The 23,018-nt window shown below is 59.6% G+C and carries 9 protein-coding genes; 2 read left to right on the top strand and 7 right to left on the bottom strand.

Annotation, left to right across the window (positions count from 1 at the left end; translation table 11 throughout):
* The 6 genes from ACR0AY_RS10040 to ACR0AY_RS10015 all read right to left on the bottom strand — a co-directional run bounded on the left by ACR0AY_RS10040 (window position 1) and on the right by ACR0AY_RS10015 (window position 7,380).
* Window positions 1-945: an ABC transporter ATP-binding protein gene (locus ACR0AY_RS10040; RefSeq protein ID WP_170509478.1), complete on the bottom strand. Its 945-nt coding sequence runs from the start codon at window positions 943-945 to the stop codon at window positions 1-3.
* Window positions 942-1,922, bottom strand: coding sequence for an ABC transporter ATP-binding protein (locus ACR0AY_RS10035; RefSeq protein ID WP_170512066.1), 981 nt, complete (start codon window positions 1,920-1,922; stop codon window positions 942-944). The genes ACR0AY_RS10040 and ACR0AY_RS10035 overlap by 4 nt, the downstream gene beginning before the upstream one ends.
* Window positions 1,919-2,776 (bottom strand): ABC transporter permease, encoded by an 858-nt coding sequence (locus tag ACR0AY_RS10030; RefSeq protein ID WP_170512064.1) that lies wholly within the window; start codon window positions 2,774-2,776, stop codon window positions 1,919-1,921. Before ACR0AY_RS10030 ends, ACR0AY_RS10035 begins: the two co-directional genes overlap by 4 nt.
* A gap of 11 nt (window positions 2,777-2,787) precedes the next feature.
* Window positions 2,788-3,726, bottom strand: a complete 939-nt coding sequence (locus tag ACR0AY_RS10025; protein WP_170512062.1) for an ABC transporter permease — start codon at window positions 3,724-3,726, stop codon at window positions 2,788-2,790.
* An 86-nt stretch (window positions 3,727-3,812) separates the two neighbouring features.
* Window positions 3,813-5,378 (bottom strand): ABC transporter substrate-binding protein, encoded by a 1,566-nt coding sequence (locus ACR0AY_RS10020; protein ID WP_170509482.1) that lies wholly within the window; start codon window positions 5,376-5,378, stop codon window positions 3,813-3,815.
* Between the two features lie 25 nt (window positions 5,379-5,403).
* Window positions 5,404-7,380, bottom strand: coding sequence for a CocE/NonD family hydrolase (locus tag ACR0AY_RS10015; RefSeq protein ID WP_480454093.1), 1,977 nt, complete (start codon window positions 7,378-7,380; stop codon window positions 5,404-5,406).
* 122 nt (window positions 7,381-7,502) lie between these two features.
* Between ACR0AY_RS10015 and ACR0AY_RS10010 the strand changes: the two genes are divergently transcribed.
* Window positions 7,503-8,315: a helix-turn-helix domain-containing protein gene (locus tag ACR0AY_RS10010; RefSeq protein ID WP_480454091.1), complete on the top strand. Its 813-nt coding sequence runs from the start codon at window positions 7,503-7,505 to the stop codon at window positions 8,313-8,315.
* 65 nt (window positions 8,316-8,380) lie between these two features.
* Here ACR0AY_RS10010 and ACR0AY_RS10005 read toward each other — a convergent pair whose 3' ends face one another.
* A complete protein-coding gene (locus ACR0AY_RS10005; RefSeq protein WP_170512056.1) occupies window positions 8,381-9,418 on the bottom strand; it encodes a zinc-dependent alcohol dehydrogenase family protein in 1,038 nt (345 codons plus the stop codon).
* A 270-nt stretch (window positions 9,419-9,688) separates the two neighbouring features.
* Here ACR0AY_RS10005 and ACR0AY_RS10000 point away from each other — a divergent pair, with 270 nt between their 5' ends.
* Window positions 9,689-23,014: an autotransporter outer membrane beta-barrel domain-containing protein gene (locus ACR0AY_RS10000; RefSeq protein WP_170512054.1), complete on the top strand. Its 13,326-nt coding sequence runs from the start codon at window positions 9,689-9,691 to the stop codon at window positions 23,012-23,014.
* Window positions 23,015-23,018: the final 4 nt, after the last annotated feature.

Below are 23,018 nucleotides of genomic sequence, written 5' to 3'. Positions count from 1 at the left end.
TTAGTGACCCGGAGCAGGCGCACCCGACAAGGGTGCGAGACAGCGCAGCCCGTGGCCCGCCGCAACCTCCCATTGCGGTGTCTGTGTGCAGATGTCTTTGGCAAACGGGCATCTTTCGCGGAACTCACAGCCCGACGGGCGTTGCAAGAGGCTGGGCGGCTCACCTTTGAGCGCGATCCGTTCAAGGCGCGCATCGGGGTCCGGCTCGGGGTTGGCGCTTAGCAGGCAGCGGGTATAGGGGTGGCGCGGATCGTCGAAGATCGCCTCTGTCGTGCCTTCCTCGACCAGTCGACCCAGATACATAATGCCCATGCGGTCTGCCACGTGGCGCACCACGTTCAGGTTGTGGGTGATGATCACCATCGCCAGGCCCAGGCGTTCCCGCAGGTCATTGAGCAGGTTCAGCAGCTCACCCTGTACCGAAACATCCAGCCCTGCCGTTGGTTCATCCGCCAGGATCAGTTTCGGCTCCAGCGCCAAGGCGCGGGCGACACCAACCCGTCGTGCCTGGCCGCCGGACAATTGATAGGGGTAGCGGTCCGCGAAATTCACCGGCAGGTTCACCATTTCCAGCAGACGCTTGGCTTCGGCATCCAGATCGCGATCTTTCATACCCTGAATGCGATAGGGTTCCGTGATCAGGCTTCGGATTGTCAGGCGTGGTGACAAGCTGCCCACAGGGTCCTGAAACATCATCGCCATGTCCTTGCGCAGTGGGCGCATGACCCGTTCCGGCGCACCCCGTATCTCTTGCGTGTCAAACACGACCGAACCGGCCTGCGCCGGGGCCAGGCCCGCAATCGCACGGATGACAGTTGTCTTGCCCGAACCGCTTTCGCCGACAAGCGCATAGGTTTCGCCAGCTTCGACCTCAAAGCTGACGCCCGCCAGCACGTTGACCGGGCCATAGCTGGTTTGCAGTTCTTGGACATTCAGCAGGCTCATGTCACGGCCTCCTCATGGTTCAGCCAGCAGGCGGCGTGATGCCCTTCTTTCAGAAGATCCAAGGGGGGAACGTCCATTGCACAGCGCGGCATCGCCTGGTCGCAGCGGTCGCGGAAGATACATCCACCGGGCAGGTTGGCCAGATCGGGTACTTCGCCCGGAATGGTTGGCAGGACCCGTGCGCGTTCCTTGATATGGCCCGGGTCACAGTCGATTAGACGGCGTGTGTAAGGGTGCTTGGGATTGTGAAAAATCTCGCGCACTTCACCGCTTTCGACGACGGCGCCTGCGTACATCACAACCACTCGGTCGCACAGTTCCGCGATCACACCCAGATGGTGTGAGATAAATAGTATGGCGCAATGGAATTCGCGCTGCAGCTCTTTCAGGCGTTCGATGATCTGCACCTCAAGCGTGGCGTCCAGCGCGGTGGTCGGCTCATCCGCGATCAGCAGGTCGGGTTCTGACATCAACGCCATGGCGATCGCGATCCGCTGCCGCATCCCGCCCGAGAACTCATGCGGGAACTGCTTTAACCGCGCCTCTGGGTCCGGGATACCGACAGCCCCCAGCATCTTTGCCGCATTGGCCAGTTTTTCCTGCTTACTAGCCTTGGACCGGTGCTGAATATCGACCATCTGCTGGCCAATGGTCAGAACCGGATTGTGGGTCTGCATCGGGTCCTGAAAGATGATCGAGATATCGGCCCCGCGCAGATCACGCATCCTGCGTTCAGGCACTTGCAACAGATCCTGCCCCTTAAAGCGTATTTCGCCTTGCCGGAACCGCGTGTTCGGTGCGGTCAGCCGCAGGATCGACGAGATCAAGGTTGATTTTCCGCAACCAGACTCACCGACAATACCCACGATTTCACCTTTGCGGATGTCAAAGGTGATATCTCGCAATGCCTTGAGATCTCCGCGTGCCGTTTCATAATCGACGCTGAGGTTCTCGATTTCCAGAAGAGTTTCGGTCATCGCTGTTTCCTCAGTTTGGGATCAACCACGTCGCGCAGGGATTCCCCTAAAAACGTAAAGCCCAGGGTTGCCAGAATGATCGGCAGACCGCCGCCCACCACCAGCCAAGGTGTCTGTCGGATCAGGGAATACCCGTCCTTCAGAAGTGCGCCCCAACTGGGGGTTGGGGGCTTCACGCCAAGCCCGAGAAAGGACAGCCCCGCCTCAAGCGCGATTACCGTCGGGATGTCCATAGCAGCTAGGACGGCCAAAACCCCCACGATATTTGGTAGCATGTGCACACCCAAGATGCGGGCCATGCTGGCCCCCATCGACCGCTCGGCCAGAATGAACTCGGAGTTGCGCAACGTCAGGGTCTGCGTTCGCGCCACACGGCCATAGGTTGGGATCGAAGTCGCCATCACCACGAACACAACCGTTTGCAAACTGGGACCGACCAGGGCCACAACGGCCAGCGCGAACATCACGGTTGGGAAGGATCGGATGGTGTCAAAGAACAACATCAACAGGTTGTCGAGCCATTTTGGCCCATACCCCGCAATCATTCCCAAGGTTAGGCCAATTGCCATAGCACCAAAGACGGCAGGCAAGGCGACTTTCAACGCAACCTGACCGCCGGCAATCACGCGGGAAAACGTATCGCGGCCAAGTTGGTCCGTACCCAGAAGGTGCTCGGCAGACGGGCCTTGCAACCGGGCTTTGATATCCATGGCCACAGGATCATAGGGCACAATCCAATAGGCGAAAATCGCACAGAAGACGATGGTGCCGACAATGACCAAACCAATCAGACCCAGAGGGTCGCGGGCGACGCCGACAATGATCTGACCAAGTTCAGAACGAGATTTTTCCATTTCGGCTTTCCTCAATGCGCTTGTCTAGCGCGTGGGTCGAGCCACGCATTGATCAGATCCGCCAGTGCGGTCGACACGACGAACAAACCGGTTGAGATCAGAACCGAGCCCATGACAATCGGGTAATTGCGGGTGGTTATGCTGTCGATCACCAGCTTCCCCAGACCCGGGCGCGCGAACACTATTTCGGCGAATACGGCCGAGCTCAGCAGGAAACCCATGCCGACGCCGATCACCGTGACAACCGGAAGAATGGCGATACGCAAGGCATAAACCATCACCACGCGGCGCTCTGCGATACCGAAGGCACGTGCGGTCCGAACGTGGTTTTCGCCTAAGACTTCCAACATCGAGGCGCGCACCAACCGCGCGATGTAGCCCACCCAGCTTAGCCCGATGGCAAAGGCGGGCAAAACGAGGTGATCAATGCGACCCCAGAAGCCTTCGCCCGCGCCGATGGCTGGAAACCACTGAAGATGCACGGCAAAGACCAATAGCGACAGAAGTGCTACGACAAAGGCGGGTGCTGCAACAAAACTGACCGAAATCGCCGCCGCAATGCGATCGATCAGAGTGTTTGGATGGGCAGCGGCATATGCCCCAAGTGCAATTCCCAAAGTGGCGGACCACAGGATCGACGCAAAGATCAGTTCCAGAGTGTAGGGTAGCTGCTGGAACACGATATCTGTCACTGACCGGCCCGAGAATACGTCGATTCCCAGATCGCCACGGGCCAGGTTTCCATAGAATATGACCAGCTGTTTCCAGATTGGTTGATCCAGCGCCAACGCAGCGGTGAGCTGGGCCTGAAGCTCAGGTGTTGCGCGTGGCCCCAACATGATCTGGACCGGGTCCCCGGGGACGGCGCGGATCATCAGGAACATGACGGTAACCGCCACGAACAGGATAAGCAGCGCTAGCCCGAAGCGGCGGGTTGCAAACTTAAACATGAAAAGCTGGCTCCTTTTGGATGGGTGGCGAGCTGTTTTGTCCGGCGGGCGTCAAACCCCGCCGGACATAACCGACCTTGGGGAGGTCAGGTCGCCTTGCCGAAGTACCGCAGCAGTGCCAGACCGTCGGGTCTTAGCGCGGGGGTGACACGCGCCGAATGAATCACCGGTGTCGCCTCGTGGGTGATAAAGCGGTAGGCACCACTTTCTTCCATCAGATCCTGCGCCCGCTGATACATCTCAGCGCGTTTGGCCACATCCGCTTCCTTGAATGCCGAGTTGTGAATTTCGTCAAATTCAGCGTTGCTGAACCGCTCCCAGTTCCAGATGCCGACCTGTTCGGTGGTGAACCAGGCCGTCGCATAATATGGATCGGGGGTCATCGAGAAGCGGTTCAGAACCAGTTGCAGGTTCTCGTTGTCTCCGCTTGCCCAGAATGCACCGGATTCCAGTACGTTGACTTCGACCGTGATCCCGATCTGCGCCAGAGTTGCCTGAATGATCTGAGCCGTCGTTGTGAAAGTGGTCTTGTTCAGCGTGTCCAGCGTAAGCGTCACATTGGTCTCGCCAGATTCCGCCAGCAATTGCGCCGCTTTCTCGAAGTTTGCCGCCGGAGGGACCAGAGATTGCGGGCGGTGGCCCGCAAGGCCAGGTGCGATGATGCCTGTCGAGGGTTCAGCGGCTCCAAAATAGGCCGCCTCTAGGATGCTTGGTACGTCGACTGCATGTTGAATCGCCTGACGCAGTTTTGGGTTCTGAAGCTTGGGGTGATCCAGATTCATGCCCAACCAGACATAGAACAGTGAGGGTTTCTCGACCAAAGATCCGCCATTCGGAACACCGGCCCGATAGCGTTCGACCGATCCCAGCGAAACCCGAGTCATGTCCAGTTCGCCCGCCTCAAAGGCGATCTCGGCGGTGTTTTCGTCGTCGATCGGCAGGATTTCGATTGTGTCCCATGTTGGTGCGTCACCCTTCCAATCCGGGTTGCGCTTAAGCACGGTTTTTTCTTTGGGTGACCAGCTGTCCCGCAGATAAGGGCCGGATTCAGCGACCGGATCAGCCCCGATGCGGCCCCCTGCGGCCTCGACCGCAGCTTTCGAGACGATGTTGCCGGTTATGTAGGGCAGGGCGATCGACCAAATCGGAGCAAACGGCTCGTTCAGAACGATGGTACCTTCGCGTTCGCTGCTCACTTCGACATGGCTGAACGGACCCAAATCGGGCTTGTTCGGGCTTTCGGTCGCATCGTCCACGATGCGCTCCATGCTGAATTTCACGTCTTCAGCGGTCATCGCACCGAAGCCATTGGTGAAACCGATATCATCGCGTAGGGCGAACTTGATATGGGTCGGGTCAACCTGCTCGATCATCGCCGCCGCATCCAGCTGCCAACCCCATTCCTCGCCGGGCTTGTATTGGATCAACTTGTTGTAAATCGAGGCATGCACTTCTTCTTCGACAACACCGACGGAATGTGCGGGGTCCATGTTCTGGGCATCACCGTAGGCGCGCACCCGCAACACCCCGTCATCAGCGGCGAAGGCGCGATTGGCCCAGCTTGCAGGCAGCGCGGATGCCGCCCCAAGCGCAGTTGCCCCTTTCAAGAAGCCCCTGCGCCCGACATTTGCTTTTGTCCATTCGATTTTCATGATGTTCTCCCTTGGGTCAGATCGTTTACAGAAGCCTGCGCGGGATGGTTTCGTTCCATTCCTTTGTCAGAACTTCTGTTTTGTCCGCGCCTTCGGTGGCGCGCAGTTTTCGATGCAGATAGAAATTCTCGACGTCACAGGTCATCGCGTTTTCGGTGCTGATCTCGACCTGCCATTCGTCCCTCTCGAACGTGAAACGCCAGCCTGCCGTGAATTGCGCGGTCGCTGGGTCATCGGGATGGATCGCATAGCGCATGGCGACGTGGCTTCCGACGATGAGGCCGTGGCCGGGGTCCTGTGCTTTGCCGTAGTCGTCGAATGTCTCAAGTACGACGGTTCCATCCGCTTCTATGCGCCGTTCGGATCGGCCCGACGGCGCGCGCAGCTCGGTGCTTTGCAACGTCGGATAATCCTGCGCTGGTCCGGGATGTGCAGGATCAGCTTCCTCAGACATCGTCCGAACCGGCAAATACAGCGCCGAGCCTTGCAGTTGTAACGTCACCTCTGCCGCTTCTGGCGCGGGCCAAACGATTGGCCAGTAAGCGGTAGACAGCGCAAGACGCAGGATATGACCGGGTTTCACGCGATGCGCGCACTCATTTAGTGCAATTTCCGCACTGTAGACCTGACCGGGAATCAACGCTTCAGGGGTCTCGTGGCTCTTGTAGTGCGTCAGGTTCAGCGCCCGATAGGTGATCCGCTGAGAAACCCCATCCGGGGCGACATCACACAATCGCGCAATCAGTTGGGCTACCGGTCTGTCCACGGTGAAGGACAGTTTCAGTCGCGCCCGTCCAAGCAGTTCAAGCGGCTTGTCCAGCGGTGCCGTATCGAAACAAAGCGACAGTGCGTCATCGGCCGCTTGATCTTCGGCCAACTCATTGTCGATCCGCATGCCCGGGCAGAAATACCCGCCAGCCTGTCCGATATGGGCCGGATTCGATACGGTTATCTCGGCCGTAATGGCGACGTCGGAAAACCCACCCAATCCCAAATGCCAGACTTCATCGCTGACATTGGGCGACGGCCATTCTGTCTCGGCGATCCAGCGGCCCTGCCTGGGTTTGTTCTTTTTGCTCGGGCCAAAATGATCCTGCATATAGGTTCGGTAGGCGGGCAGGTCTTCGGCGCCATTCTGCTGCCCCTTCAGCCAGCGATCAAACCAGCCGATCACCTCGGAATGGAAATCTCCTGCCTCCAGTTTCGAGATATGCGGATAGCGGTGCTCCCACGGTCCGATCAGTGCCTTTGACGGCACGGCCAGATTTGCTGCCAGCGCTGGCGGAGCGTTGACATATGCATCCGACCAACCCGTTATCGCAAGAACCGGAGCTTGAATCGCCGACCAATCCTCGCAGACCGAGCCATGTTTCCAGAACGCGCTGCGCGTTGGATGACGCAGCCAATCGGCTGCTGAGAATGGTACATTCTCAAGTCGGGCAAGCCAGTCTTCTCGCCAATCAGATCGCAGCTCGGGGTCTGCGGGCCGTGTCAAATAGGCGAACATTTGACTGCCCCAGTTGATATTGTCGCTTAACAGGCAGCCGCCCATGAAGTGTATGTCATCGGCGTACCGATCCACGGTCGAGGCGACACTGACCACCGCCTTGAGCTCGGGCGGATGGCGAAAGGCCAGCTGCAGCCCATTGAACCCTCCCCAAGAGATACCGATCATCCCAATGTTTCCGTCGCACCAGTTTTGTGCGGCGATCCAACTCAGAACGGCTTCACCATCGCGGAGTTCCTGTTCCGAATACTCGTCGTCGAACTGCCCCTCGCTATCACCGGTTCCGGCAATGTCGACGCGGATGCAGGCGTATCCTGCCTCGGCAAATACTGGATGAGTGGTGGCATCTCGCGGCGCAGTTCCATCCCGTTTGCGATAGGGGAGGTATTCCAGAATGGCGGGTGACGGCCCGGTTTCGGGCAACCAAATTCGTGCAGCCAGTTTCCGACCATCCGGCAGGGGGATCCAGGTGTTTTCGATGATTTTTGTGGACATTCGGAGCGAGGTCCCGTTGTTGCGTTTGGTACAGCCAACCCGCATTCCGAAAATTATTGAACTGAGCTACTTTACGCGCTTTTATTCAATCTTTAGCATTATAGCGTCAAAACGCGAAAGAAATGACGCTTATGTCCGAAAGTTTTTCCGCAAATTTACGGTCTTTGTGCGCCGAGCGAGGCAATATCTCGCAAGTCTGTCGAGAAATCGGCCTGAACAGGCAGCAGTTTAATCGCTACCTCAACGGCGAAAGCTTGCCATCAGCCCACAACCTGCGCCGTATCGCTCGGTATTTCGATCTGCCTGAGGCGCAGCTTTTTGCGCCTCGGACGGATTTTGAAGAAACATTGAAAGACTTGATCGTCCGTCGGAAAGAAACTCCTGCCAGCTTGTTTGTTAAGCCGTACAGTGATCAGGTGAAGAATCTCAGACGCTATGTGGGCTTCTATCATTCTTTCTTTTGCACCCCGTCTTGGCAGGGGCGCATTTTTTGTTCTCTGATCCGACTTAAGGAGGTGGATGGCGTGGTGACGATCCGCTCGCACGAAAACGCCACGTCCCCGGACAAAAGCGTTCGGCAGATTTCGCGCTACGAAGGGCTGGTTGCCCTGCGCGGTAACAGGATCTTCGCCACCGAACACGAATGCGGCAAGGAAGGAAGCATTGCGCAGACCATCCTTTATTCCGCACATCGCCAACAGCTAAAATACTTGCGTGGTATGACAATGGGTGTGGCTTGGCGGCCGTTTCCACACCCTTATGCGGCGAAAACAATCTGGAAACGGCTTGATGAGCGCATTACCGCCCGTGAAGCGCTCACCGCCTGCGGTGTCTATTCAGAACAGAGTAAATCAATCGACCTGGCGGTCCGAAAGTACCTTTTGGGATCAGGCGATGCCCATTTTTCTGCGATACCGACAGAACTTGCCAATTGAGTGATGCATTTTGAAATCGCCGTTTAGTGGCGCCATTTTCGCACGGGGTGGATCCAGTTTGTGACTCAGAACCTTGTGATGACCGTCGCACCGATTGAGGTAAACTTATCCATCCCTATCAAGGCCTTGGGTGCGTCTTCCAGGCTGATTTTTTCCCCCACCAATCGCGCCGGATCCAACTTGCCATTTTTAATCATGTCGAGCATCGCGCCATAGCGATGCGCCTGCATCCCGTGCGAACCAAGCAATTCGATCTCTTGTCCTACGATCTTTGGCATGGGTACTGCTGGCGAAGCGTGATCACCCAGCATCAGACCGACCTGAATGTGCTTGCCGCGCGGACGCAGGCAGAGGATTGAGTTGGTCATAGTGACGGGATGACCCAAAGCGTCGATTGACACATGGGAGCCGCCTTTGGTGATTTCGCGGATCGCTTCGGGAACATCAGCATCTGTACCGTTAATGGTCGCAACTGCACCCAGTTCTTGCGCAAGTTCGAGTCTGGCTTCGTCTAGATCAACCCCGATGACATTGGCCCCGACGGCGGCAGCAATCATAACGGCTGACAGACCGACCCCACCGCAGCCATGTATGGCAACCCATTGACCGGCCGAGACCCTTCCCTGATCGACGACCGCGCGGAATGAAGTGGCAAACCTGCAGCCAAGGCTGGCGGCGGTTGCAAATTCCATGGTTTCAGGCAGCGCGACCAAATTAAGGTCAGCCTGATGAATTGGCACATATTCCGCGAAACTGCCCCAATGGGTAAAGCCGGGTTGCTCTTGATACAGACAGACTTGCTGATGCCCTGCGTGACATTCGCTGCACGTTCCGCAGCCGCAGACGAAAGGCACGGTTACCTTGTCGCCAACTTTCCAGTTCTTTACATCCCGTCCGACGGCTTCGACCACGCCAGCCAACTCATGACCGGGTATGTGAGGCAGCTCGATATCACTGTCATGCCCCATCCACCCGTGCCAATCGCTGCGACAAACGCCAGTGGCTTCGACCTTCAGAACAACGCCATGAGTATCGGGTGCAGGGTCGTCGACTATGACAACCTTGGGGGTTTGTTGGAACTTCTCGAACAGGACAGCCTTCATAGTGTGCTCTTTCATTTTTTCGAAAAGTTGTGTGAACCTAAACCAACTCAGCCGAACTGATCCAGCCTTAGGGATGAACCCAAGTTGTGGCATTTTAGCACTATTTTAACCAAATCCAGTTTTAGACAAATTTAAGAAATCCACTCTCCTTAAACTTGCGCATATCTTTCTTTAGGTGGTGATGGGGAAATTCCCAAAAGCAATGTGTTGCTTTTGGGTGCAGCTCTTCTTTGCCTTCTGTGCTGGTGAATTGGGTTGTAGGGTCTCAAGGTGTCAAAGTTTTCAAACCTGCTGTTTGCGCTTTCTATTTTTCTATTTAATTCAACACCTTTGCTTGCCGCGCCGACTGCAGATTCAATTGTTGGAGACACTGTTAACAACCCTGTGACTGGTCTGGATACGACAGTCACTGCACTGATTGTGGATCCCGCTTCAACACCTACAGCCGGGACGACGGCTTTTGTTGAGACGGCGGATGGCTATGTGTTTCTCGTCAAAGATGCCGGCGATACAATTTACAACTCCGACAATCCCCCGCTGGCATTTGAGATTGTATCGATAACGGGAACAACGGCTCAGATCAGTAATTCTGGTGCGACCGGAACGGCCAGCTTGTCCACTCAGCTGACCCTGTCTCAGTACAACAGCAACTTCAACAGTTCGGGTACTCCTGGCTCTGTCACCCCGCCGGTGAACGTCTCCGGACCTAACGGTGTGAGCCAGGTCGTTTACGGGCGAGATGGCAGCAATGGGCGCGATGGTGCGCTTGTTGTGCCACCAAGTTCAGGTGGAAACGGTGCCGATGGCCCAACCCAGACTCAAACCCTGAGCGGGAATGTCAACGCAACCAGCAATGTCGGTTGGCAAGTGGGTAGCGTTGGCGGTGACGGTGGTCAGGGCGGCGACTCGTATCTGAGCTTTTGGGACGGGCGCGATGGCGGCGACGGCGGGGAGGGCGGCACGGTAAACGCAACACAATCCTCCAGCAGCACGATCCAGACATCGGGCGACGGCTATGACGGTATATTTGCGTTCAGCCGCAGCGGCGAGGCTGGTGATGGTGGCAGCGGCTTCGCGGCTCCGGGTGGGGGCACCGGTGGCCACTCGGCAGATGGTGGCGATGTAACCGTTACGCAGCGGGGTGACATTTCTACGTCCGGCGACTCGGCTGATGGCATCTATGCGCTGAGCGTTTCGAACAACGGCGGTAATGGTGGGTCACAATGGGGGCTGGTTGGCTCGTCCGGTAACGGAGGCTATGGCGGTAGCGGTGGCACCGTAACGGTAAACACGACCTCAAGCGGTAGCATCTTGACGACCGGCGACTATGCGAACGGTATTTACGCCCAATCCATCGGCGGTTCGGGGGGGTCAGCGGGGACAAGTGGCAACTTGTTGGTTTCGCTCATTGGCGGGGCCGATAATGGCGGAAATGGAGGCAGGGTTAACGTCTCGCATGGTGGCGCGATTGAAACACAAGGTGATTTCGCGCGCGGTATTGTTGCCCAGTCCATCGGCGGCGGCGGTGGTTCGGGCGGAACTGCAGGCGGCCTGGTATCACTTTCTCTTGGTGGTGTGGGCTCGAACGGCGGTAGCGGGGACGCGGTGAATGTCACTGTGCAAGGTTCGGGAAGCATCCTGACTTCGGGCATTGGGGCTGACGGTGTCATGGCGCAATCCATCGGCGGCAGCGGCGGAACCGGTGCAAATTCATATGGGCTTGTTGCGATTGGTGGCACAGGGTCTCGGGGTGGAACGGGCGCTGCGGTGAGCGTCAGCAACTACGGGCGTATTGTAACCGAAGACGACAACGCCCGCGGGATTATCGCGCAATCCATCGGCGGCGGTGGCGGTGACGGCGGCTCGTCCGGCGGAATGGTCTCGGTCGGTGGCAATGGCAGCGGCGGTGGCAGCGGGTCCACTGTGACGATCGTGAATGACGGGATCATCACCACTTCGGGTGATGATGCGATGGGTATTCTGGCCCAGTCGATTGGTGGCGGTGGAGGCAATGGTGGTTCGTCCGGTTCGGTAGGTGCGTTTGTCGGGGTAGCCATCGGTGGTGATGGCGGGGCCGGAGGGACCGGTGGCAATGTCAACGTAACCTTATCCAACACCGATGGCAGCCAGCCGTCGGCTATCCGGACTTCGGGCGCGCGCTCGGCAGGTGTATTTGCACAATCCGTCGGCGGCGGTGGCGGCAACGGTGGCGGAGCGGTCTCGGTTGCGGTTGGCGCATTTGGCGCGGCATCGGTCTCGGTTGGTGGGTCCGCTGGCAATGGTGGCAACGGTGGGACGGTCACGCTTAGCGGCAGCGGTTCAGCTTCTGTACAAACCGGTGGCGACGACTCGGTTGGGGTGATGCTGCAATCTGTTGGCGGTGGCGGGGGCAATGGTGGCTATGCCGTATCTGTCGCAGCCTCTGGAGGTCCGGTATCGGGTTCGCTGGCTGTTGGGGTTGGCGGTGACGGTGGTACGGGCGGCACGGGTGGTCCGGTCACGGTTGGCCAGTTCGATGGTAGTGGCGTCGCAACAGCAGCTGGGTTTGAAGGCACTGTCGTCACGACCGGAAACCGGTCGACAGGTATGCTGTTTCAGTCCGTCGGCGGTGGTGGTGGCAATGGTGGATTGGCGGTCGCCGCGACCGGTGGCGCCTCGGCACTATTTTCGGGCAACGTATCAGTTGGAATTGGCGGCAAGGCCGGCAGTGCGGGCAATGGTGGACTTGTTCAGGTCTATACCAATGCTGACGTGACCACGACTGGCACAAGCTCCAGCGCGATCATCGCGCAATCCGTGGGTGGCGGTGGCGGTAATGGTGGTGGAAGCATCGCGGCCGGTATCAGCGCAAGCGGAGGCGCTGCGGTCGGGATCAACGTCGGTGTCGGCGGAGATGGTGGTGGTGCCGGTATCGGTGGCAACGTCACTTTGCGTGCCGGTGGGACCTCAATCGAAACCAGTGGCGCATTCTCCAGCGGTGTCGTTGCGCAATCCGTTGGCGGCGGCGGTGGTAATGGTGGTTATGCCATCGGTGCCAGTGCCGATATTGCGGGCGGCGCTGCCGGGTCCATCAGTGTAGGCCTCGGCGGTAAAGCTGGCGGTGGAGGTGCGGGCGGTACAGTGACGGCCCAAGTTGATGCGGATGTCATCACCCGTGGGGATGATGCCGGTGCGGTCGTGGTGCAATCCATCGGCGGCGGGGGTGGCAATGGCGGCTTCAGCGTCGCTGCTGGCTTGGCGGCCGGCGGTGGCGGTGCCGGAACGATTGGAGTCGGACTTGGCGGCGACGGAGGCAGCGGCGGCATAGGCGGTACGGTAACCGGCGTGCGCGTCAACGGCGACGTTCGGACCGAAGGTGCACGCTCGACGGCTGTCGTTATTCAATCCATCGGCGGTGGCGGTGGTAATGGTGGTTTCAATGTCACCGCCGGAGTGGCAGCGGCAGGAGCCGGTGCTGGGTCAATTGGCGTCGGGCTCGGCGGCAACGGCGATACAGGCGGCAATGGCGGCGTGGTTGAAGGCCAGGTTGCAGGAAACGTCACAACAGTGTCCGAAGGTTCAGGCGGCGTAGTTTTCCAATCCATCGGCGGCGGTGGTGGCAATGGTGGCTTCAACGTGACGGCCGGTGTTGCTGGTGCGGGGGCAGGTGGCGGTGCCGTCACCGTAGGCCTTGGTGGCGACGGCTCAGGAGGTGGAATCGGTCAATCGGTGACCGGTCGAGTCACAGGCACCGTAAGCACCGGTGGCGCGGACTCAGCTGCCGTTCTGGCACAGTCCGTTGGCGGCGGCGGTGGCAATGGTGCTTTTAATGTTAGCGCGTCACTTGCAGGGGCTGGGGTTGCGAGCGGTGCAGTTTCAGTTGGTCTTGGCGGCGACGGAGGTACGGGCTCGACGGGTGGCACAGTCAATCTGACGACTACAAATACGATTGTAACTGTCGGGGACCGTTCTTCAGGCGTCGTCGCCCAATCCATCGGCGGTGGTGGCGGCAATGGTGGGTTTAATATCTCGGGGACCGGGGCCGGTGCAGGTACTGCAAGCGGTGCGGTCAGCGTCGGGCTTGGTGGAACGGGCGCAGGTGGCGGTAATGGCGGGTCGGTTACGCTAAGATCCAGTGGGACAATTCTGACGCAAGGCGACTCGGCGACAGCATTCCTTGCGCAGTCCATCGGCGGTGGCGGAGGTAACGGCGGGTTTAACGTCAGCGCATCGGTTCAGGGATCGGGCACTGCAGGGGCTGGCGTCTCGGTCGGATTGGGTGGCAACGGCGGCGGTGGCGGCGATGGCAGCACGGTGGATGCCACATCGAACAATGCGGTTGAAACGCAGGGGGATCAGTCCTCGGGCGTCGTAGCGCAATCCATCGGTGGCGGAGGCGGCAATGGTGGGTTCAACGTAGCCCCGGTTCTGTCGGGCGCAGGTACAGCCAGTGGTGCGGTGAGTGTAGGACTGGGTGGTTCAGGTGATACCGGCGGTAATGGCGGCATTGTCACGCTGACCTCGAATGGCACCATCCTGACGGATGGCTTCGCCTCTAGCGGGTTTGTTGCGCAGTCGCTTGGCGGTGGCGGTGGTAACGGCGGGTTCAATGTCTCGCCCACCGTGTCCGGGGCTGGAACGGGTGCGGGATCGGTTTCGGTTGGTCTGGGCGGCTCAGGGTCCGCCGGGGGTGACGGCAGTTTGGTGACGGCCAGCACAACAGCTAATGTGGTGACCCGAGGGGATGCTTCGGTGGGTGTCCTCGCGCAGTCCGTTGGTGGCGGCGGTGGTAATGGTGGCTTCAATGTCTCACCGGCTTTAGCTGGGGCCGGCACCGGATCGGGCGCGATCAGCGTTGGCCTGGGTGGGTCCGGTGGCAGCGGCGGCACGGGGGGTGTTGTTGGCCTAACGGTTGCCAATAGTGTTCAAACCGAAGGTGCGCAGTCCAGCGCAGTTGTGGCGCAATCAATCGGCGGCGGCGGCGGTAATGGCGGGTTCAACGTTTCTGCTTCCGTCGGTGGCGCAGGTACGGGTTCTGGCGCTGCGGCAGTTGGCTTGGGCGGTCGTGGAACTGGCGGCGGTGACGCCTCGGCGGTCACGGCGAATGTAACCGGGAATCTGATCACGCAAGGTGAAACCTCTAGCGGTCTCTTGGCACAATCTGTCGGCGGCGGCGGTGGCAATGGTGGCATGAACGTCTCGGTCGCAGTGGCCGCGGCGGGCACCGGATCAGGTGGCGCGTCAGTAGGCCTTGGCGGCGCGTCCGGCACCGGTGGCAACGGAGGCACAGTTGAAGCCACATTGAACGGAAACGTCTCGACGCAAGGCGATGAATCCGGCGGCGTCATCGTGCAAAGCCTTGGCGGCGGTGGCGGCAATGGAGGTATGAATGTCTCGGCCACAGTCACTGTCGCAGGAACCGGCAGCGGTGGTGCGTCTGTTGGTCTTGGTGGCAGCGGTGGCGACGGGGGCGACGCGGATACGGCCGAAGGCACGGTCGTTGGCAATGTTATCACTACCGGTGACAATTCTGGCGGCGTCTTGGTGCAATCTGCTGCGGGTGGCGGCGGCAATGGCGGGCTGAACGTATCAGCAGCCGTGAACATCTCGGGGACCGGGGGCGGCGCCGTCGGGGTTGGCATCGGTGGCTCGGGTGGCGATGGCGGTGCTTCGAGCTCGGCGACGGGTTCGGTCACCGGCGATGTCACTACAAGTGGTGAGAACGCGACGGGCGTTCTGGTCCAATCCGTTGGCGGCGGCGGCGGTAATGGCGGCGTCAACATCTCGGGCGCTCTGAGCATCGCACGCACTGGATCGGGTGCGGCAGGTATCGGCGTGGGCGGCTTCGGCGGCAGTGGCGGGACCAGCGGGGTAGTCGACAACACGTTCTCGGGCAATGTGAGCACCTCGGGTCCGCGGTCGGCAGGTATTATCGCACAAAGCCTTGGCGGAGGTGGCGGCAATGGCGCCACAAACATTTCCGGGGCCATTTCTGTAGCCAGCAACTATTCCGGCGGTTTGGGGATCGGCGTCGGCGGCTTTGGCGGGGACGGTGGTGCGGCAGATAACGTCACGCAGCGGGTCACCGGAGATGTCATGACAACCGGTGATGACTCGGTCGGCATTCTGACGCAAAGCCTCGGCGGCGGTGGTGGCAACGGCGGCACCAACATCTCGGCAGCGTTGTCTCTGTCCCGATCAGCCAATGCGGCGGTCGGCATCGGTGTGGGCGGCTTTGGCGGCGGCGGCGCTGATGCCGGAGCGTTGGTGCAATCGACAATCAACGGCGGAGTGACCACGACCGGCGATCGCAGCACCGGGATCCTGACACAGAGCCTTGGCGGCGGTGGTGGCAACGGCGGCACTAATATCTCGGCCTCGTTGGGTATCAGCCAGGAAAATGGCGGCTCGGTCAGTCTGGGCGTTGGCGGCTTCGGTGGCGGGGCGGGTAACGCTGGTGAAGTGAACAGCACATTGCGCTCAAGAACGGACAGCAGTGGCACAACTTCGCTGGTAACCACTGGCGTAGACAGTATTGGTGTCATAGCCCAGTCGGTCGGCGGCGGCGGCGGTAACGGCGGTCTGAACGTTTCTGGCGCTGTCAATCTCACCGGCAAATCCGGTGCAGCGGTTGCCCTGGGACTTGGTGGCTTTGGTGGCGGTGGTGGCAATGCCGATGCGGTCACGTTGGATGTTCAAAGCGATGTAGTGACGGCGGGTGACGGATCGCATGGTCTGTTTGCGCAAAGCCTTGGTGGCGGTGGCGGCACCGGGGGCGTGAATATTTCGGGCACTCTGGCGCTGACCAAACCATCGGGGTCGGACACGATCTTTTCGGTTTCAGCGGGTGTTGGCGGCTTTGGCGGGGCCGGTGGTGATGCAAGCGATGTCGATCTGGACTATACCGGCAATGTACAGGCCGTACCGATGGTCGAGCAATCGGATGGCACTTTCGCCGTTGATGAAAGCAAAGGGGCCAGTGGCATCATTGCCCAGTCGCTTGGTGGCGGTGGCGGTGACGGCGGCACGAACGTCTCGGGTGGCCTCGCGATAAGCGGCAAACCCGGCGCAGGCCAGACAGATAGCAGCAAATCCTACGCGGTTGTCGTGGGCGTCGGGGGCTTTGGTGGCGGCGGTGGAGACGCCGGGAATGTTGATGTGATCATCGGCGCAGGCAGCACCATCACAGCTCACGGCACTGGCCAATCCGGCCTGCTGGCCCAATCCGTCGGCGGCGGCGGTGGCAACGGTGGTCTGAACGTGTCAGGCGGGATCGTATCCGACAGCTCTCTGATCGTGGGCGTCGGTGGTTTCGCAGGCGATGGCGGTCAGGCCGGAGACGTCACGGTCACCTCGCAAGCGGATATTACGGTTACAACGAACCCGGACGATATCTCGATCCCCGACACAACGACCTTCGAAGACAAACTGCGCGATTTCCTGGGCGACTCGATCGTAGATGAGACCGAGGAATTGGCGTCGAACTTCGGGTTGGAACGCCTGTTCATCGACATGGGTGTCTTCAACGAAGAAAAACCCGATACCGATGGCTCGGCGGGTCTGCTGGCACAGTCCATCGGCGGAGGCGGCGGCAATGGCGGTCTGAATGTCTCGGGCGGTATTGCGCTCAGCAAAGATGGCAAGATCCCTTCGGTTACGTTTGGCGTCGGAGGCTTTGGCGGTGACGGCAATGTCTCGGGCAATGTGGGCGTCAATCACGCGGGAACTGTGTCAGTCGCCGGCAACTGGAAACATGGAGTTTTGGCCCAGTCGATCGCAGGCGGCGGTGGCAACGGTGCTTTGAACGTGACCGGGCAGCTGAACTATGGCGACTCCAACAACTCGGACGGCAAAACGGATCTGAGCATTGTGGGCGGCCTTGGCGGCCACGGAGGTACTGGTGCGGATGCGGGTGACGTGTCGGTCACTCAGACCGGCAACATCGCAACAAATGGCTATCACGCGCGCGGAATCTTTGCCCAGAGCATCGGCGGCGGCGGTGGCACTGGCGGCATCAATGCAACCTTTGTTGGTACTAAGGACAGCTCACCGATCGCGATGGGGATCGGCGGCTTTGGCGGCGGTGGCGGCGATGCGGGTGACGTGACCATCGCGCGTGGCACAGCGGCCCTTGCTGCGGGGACAATCACGACCGATGGCGTTGGATCGCACGGTATCGAGGCGTCGAGCATTGGCGGCGGCGGCGGCGATGCCGGGATCAACGCAGTTGTGGGTATCAGCAAGACCACCGGCAATCAAAGTAACGGCGGCACCGGCGATTCCACGGATCGCAAGACACCGACCAATACCGGCGTCGATGACTCGGTCATCGCCAACTACAACGCGGTTTTGGATGAGCTTGAAGGCAAGGTGAACCCTGCAGATTCCTCGGGCAACAAAACCGGAGTGTCGGCGGTGGTTGCCATCGGTGGCGATGCAGGTACGGCAGGGGACGGTGGCGAGGTCGATGTTGACCACTATGGTGATATCGTCACCTTGCAAGATGGCAGCCACGGTGTGTTTGGGCAATCCATCGGCGGTGGCGGCGGCAACGCCGCCTTGAACCTCGGCATGACCTATGAGCTTGCCTCCGACGCGACCAACAAAGGCTTTGGCTTGGCTATTGGCGGCGGCACGGGTGAGGGCGGCATCGGTGGTTCGGTGGATGTGCGCAATACAGGCGACCTCGCGACCTCGGGCGCAGATTCCCATGGTCTGTTTGCGCAGTCAGTTGGCGGCGGCGGCGGCAATGCTGGCTACAATTCGGCATCGACGTCGGTTGATGGCGGCAATGTAAACATCCAGATCGGCCGCACGGGTGGAACCGGGGGCAGCGGTGGGGACGTCTATGCCAGCTCGAACGGCGCGATCAGCACGACGGGCAACCGGTCTTATGGCTTCTTTGCACAGTCCATCGGCAATGGCGGGGGTAACTCGTCATCAACTTCGGTCAGCATCGGCACCCCGAAATCCGGCGACAGCAAAGGCAACAAAGCCAGCCTGTCAGTCGGGCTTGAAGGCGGTACGGGTGGCGCAGCAGGCGATGTGACTTCTGTGGTGGCGGGCACTGTTGTCACGCAGGGCGATGACGCACATGGCGTATTTGCCCAGTCCGTTGGCGGCGGTGGCGGCAATGGTGGCAAGGCCAGCAACTCGGCTGGCAAGGGCACTTCAATTGCCTTGTCCATCGGTGGTACCGGCGGCACCGGAGGCGTTGGTGGCACGGTGGACGTGACCAACACTGCCCAGATCGCAACGTTAGGAGATCGCTCGATTGGGCTGATGGCGCAATCCATCGGTGGCGCAGGCGGAACTGGCGGCATGGTACAGGCCGGACAATCGAACCTCGATACCATCAAAGCTGTGGTCAACCCGTCCACAGTCGGCACCACAGCATCGATCAACATAGGCGGTACCGGTGGGGACGGTATGACCTCGGACATCGTTACCGTAGTGAGTGACGGAATAATCAGCACTGCAGGCACCATGGCCCATGGTATCTTCGCGCAGTCCGTCGGAGGCGGCGGTGGCATGGGTGGTGTCGTGGAAAACCGCATCATCAGCCTTCGTAAAGAGATTGGAAACACCGCGACCTTGTCCATCGGCGGCAACGGCGGCTCGGGTGCGATGTCGGCGGCGGTATCTGTGACCAACCGGGACGTGATCCTGAGCACGGGCGACAAGTCGGTTGGTATCTACGCGCAATCGGTCGGCGGTGGCGGCGGTGATGCACAGCAGGTTCGAAACATTATTCTGGGCCGGTCCTCGGAGGGGTCTACGACAAACGCGATCCTTATTGGTGGCACCGGCGGCACCGGTGGTTCTGGCAGTACAACCACTGTTGTGAACGAAGCCGATGGTACGATCGTGACCAGCGGAGCCGAAAGCCACGGTATCTTCGCGCAGTCTATCGGCGGTGGCGGCGGCAATGGCGGATCGACAATCTCGGTTGATGGTCGCTATGGCGGGGCCGAGGCGAGCACTCGGCGGGCGTTGCAGTTTGGCCTGGGTGGCTCGGGTGGTTCCGGTGGAACCGGAGGCAACGTGGCCGTCACAAATGCGGGTACGATCATCACCATTGGTGCAGGTGCGCATGGCATCTTTGCTCAATCCGTTGGTGGCGGCGGCGGCAATGGTGGGAGTTCGATTACTGGGACGCTGCGGCTAAAGACTGGGGACAACAGCTCTCCGACCGCGCAGTTGAACATCGGTGGTTCGGGTGGCAGTGGCAATGCTGCCGGAAACTCGGTTGTCACCAATACCGGCGACATCCGCGTTGATGGCGAAGGTGCCTACGGTATCTTCGCACAATCCGTCGGTGGCGGTGGTGGCAATGGTGGATTGGCCGTTGCGATGGATGTGAATGACCTCAAAAATACAATGACCGGCAAGTCATACTCGAAGATCGCCATTGGCGGTTCTGGTGGCGACGGGGCGGATGGTGGAGATGTCACGGTCAACCATACCGGTACGATTGTCGTGAACGCTGAAAACGGGTTCGGTATCTATGCCCAATCCGTTGGTGGCGGCGGCGGTAATGCGGGATATTCGGTATCGTCGCCCTTGGTCTCGGCGCTGGACTACACGATCTCTCATGTGTTGGGCGCGCGAGAAGGGACCACCGGATCGGTGGGAACCGCGACTGTCAATTCAACCGGTGACATTCTGGTGAATGGTGCAGGCAGCGAGGCCATCTTCGCACAATCCGTCAATGGCGGCGGCGGCAACTCCGAAACATCGGTCGACTTTACGACCGCGACGGCAAGCGCGGGTGGAACCGGCACTGTTTATATCAGTGACATCTCGCTGGGCGGTGATGATGTTTCGGGCACGGCGGGCAGCCAGGTTGCCCAGTCGCACGTCGGTAACATAGCGACCACCAGTGACCGCTCGACAGGTCTGATGCTGCAGAGTGTTGGCGGCGGTGGTGGCACATCGGCCAACAACATCAGCCTTCAGGATGGCGACGGTATCGAGATTGATGCGCGCCTGGGCGCGATTGATACGAATGATGCAGCAGGTGGCGATGTGTTCGGCAGCCGGACTGGCGATGTCGGCACTGATGGTGCGTTTTCCTCGGCAGGTACGGCGCAATCTATTGGCGGCGGCGGCGGTAAGCTGGTGCTCAACAGCACGGGCACGGCTGATACCAACAGGTTTGCTTCGGTAATCCTGGGGTCCGATCCAAGCTTCCGCAACAGCGGCGGTGATATCGATCTTGATCTGAATGGAGATGTCTTCACCAGCGGTGACCGGTCCTTTGGCCAAAGCGTTCAAAGCATCGGCGCGGGTGGTGGTGAAGCTGTCGTTGCTGGTCTTGGAGGCGTCGATGTGACCCTCGGGGCTCAGGACGATTCAACTGGAGATGGCGGCAACGTCGATTTCACCAATACCGGTGACGTAAACACAAGTGGTACCGGATCGCATGCGTTCGTGATCCAGAGCATCGGCGGCGGCGGTGGTCTTGTCACGACAGACCTGGACCCCAGCCAGGTGACCGTAAATCTGTCAGCAGCGAATGGCGGGGACGGCGGGGACATTCTGTTCTTGCAAACTGGTAACACGGTCACCAGTGGAGAGAACGCGATCGGTGTCGCCGCGCAGTCGTTGGGTGGCGGCGGCGGCATCGTCGATTCCATATTCCGGGGTGCCGCAGGTGGCGCCGGGTCGGGCGGTGCTATCGACATGACCCTGACCGGCAATGTCTTGTCGGTCGGCGACGGTGGCATTGGTGTCTTTGCACAATCCGAAGGCCGTGACGGTGCAGACGCCATTATGCTTGGGTTCGATGGTGTTGTCATGGGCGGCACCGGGCAAGCGAACTCGGTTGCCTCGATCATTGTCGAAGGAGGTACCGACAACACGCTGACCCTATCAGAAGACACGGTGCTGATCGCGGGCAATAACCAACTGGTGAACGGCGGCGATGGCAATGAACAAATCACGCTGTCCGGACGCGCGCTTGGGAACCTGAACCTTGGTGACGGGACGAATGGCCTGACCGTGGAAGATGGTGCAACCTTCTATGCATTGGATACCGTGAATCTGGGCGACGCCGGGCTCATGCAGGTGGATGGCAACTTGGTTCTGGGCGCAAATTGGGGCGTCGACGGAGGCCTGACGGCTGCTGTTCAAGCGGATGATTTTTCCTTCACCGAAAATGTCAGCCAGACCACGAACGTGACCGGAAGTCTGGCCTTTGGCGGCACTGCGACTTCAACGTTCGACGTGTATTTCCGAACCACTGGCATATCGGGTGGAGACAGCGATCTGATCAATGTCACCGGGGATGCCACCATTGGTGGTACATTGGTGCCGCGGTTGAACACGCTCGAACGCGCATTGCCGCTTGTCATCATCAATCCCGATGGAACGGCCGCAGATGCTGGCACGACCATCCAGGACACTGTGGTTCTGGATTACTCCATTGGTTTGAACGGGGCGACTTCGGACGGCAGTTCGATCGATCTGGTGATCACACCAGACTATTCGACGCCCAGGATGAACTCCAACCAGACCGCGATCGGTGACTATATCAATGATGTCCTGAACGGGCGGGGAACATCCGACCAGGGCGAGCTTTTGGCGCTGATCGGGAACATGCAATCCGAGGCCGATGTGATCGCGGCCATTGAGAGCTTGTCGACAGCGGACTACGCCGCAGATGCGGTGGATGCGTATTTTGGTACGCGGGTATTCGCGGATACGCTGCAAAACTGCGAACGCTACACCAATTATCAAGCCGGGGATGATCCGCGTAACTGTATCTGGTTTACCGGCGGCCGCTATTTCTTCGACCGCGAGCAGACCGGGATTTACAACGATCTGAACGTCAATAACACCAATTGGTCGGCGGGTGTCCGTCTACCGGTGGGGGATGAGTTGTATGCAGGGTTTGCCCTGGGCTACGACCAGATCAGCCTGCAGAACGGATCGCAATACAATGCATCCGGCGATCGGTTCAATCTGGGCGCATCGCTGACCAAATACACGGGCGCGTGGGAGTTTGCGGCCATGCTGTCGGCAGGTTGGTCGAACTACGATACAAGCCGTGCAGGTGGGATCCGGGGCGTTTTGCCCAATGGCACTATTGTGGACACCGTTGGTGTCAGCGAGATCAAGCACAAGATGAACCACCAGAACCTGCGGCTCAGCCTGGCGTATGATCAAAGACTTGGCGCTGGTGGAGCGTATCTGCGCCCCGAACTGGCCGTCGATGCGACGCGGTTGGCGACGGAAAGCAATGGCGATGCCACTTTGTCAGGTGTCGTCTTGCAGGACGACAACGAGATGATCTATTCGCTGACGCCGTCGATTGAGATCGGGACCGAGCAGATACTGAGCGCCTCGCAGAAACTGCGTGCGAGCCTGCGCGCCGGTGCCATCCTCTCGTCTGACGACACGGTGTCGGTAACCGCTGGCTTCAGTGGGGCCAGCGCCGCCGATGGAGGGTTCGTGAATACCAGCTATATCGGTGACGCCCACGGCGTCGTGTCCGCGCGGTTGGGATTGTTTGCTTTGGATGACAGCAGCTTTATCAACCTGAGCCTGGACCATATGTTTGGAGACTCAACCCAAGCCCTGCAGGTTGGCATTGGCCTTGGGATACAATTCTAGTTTA

It is taken from the genome of Ruegeria sp. A5, from assembly GCF_056543005.1.
This window is presented reverse-complemented; position numbering and strand designations above follow the sequence as displayed.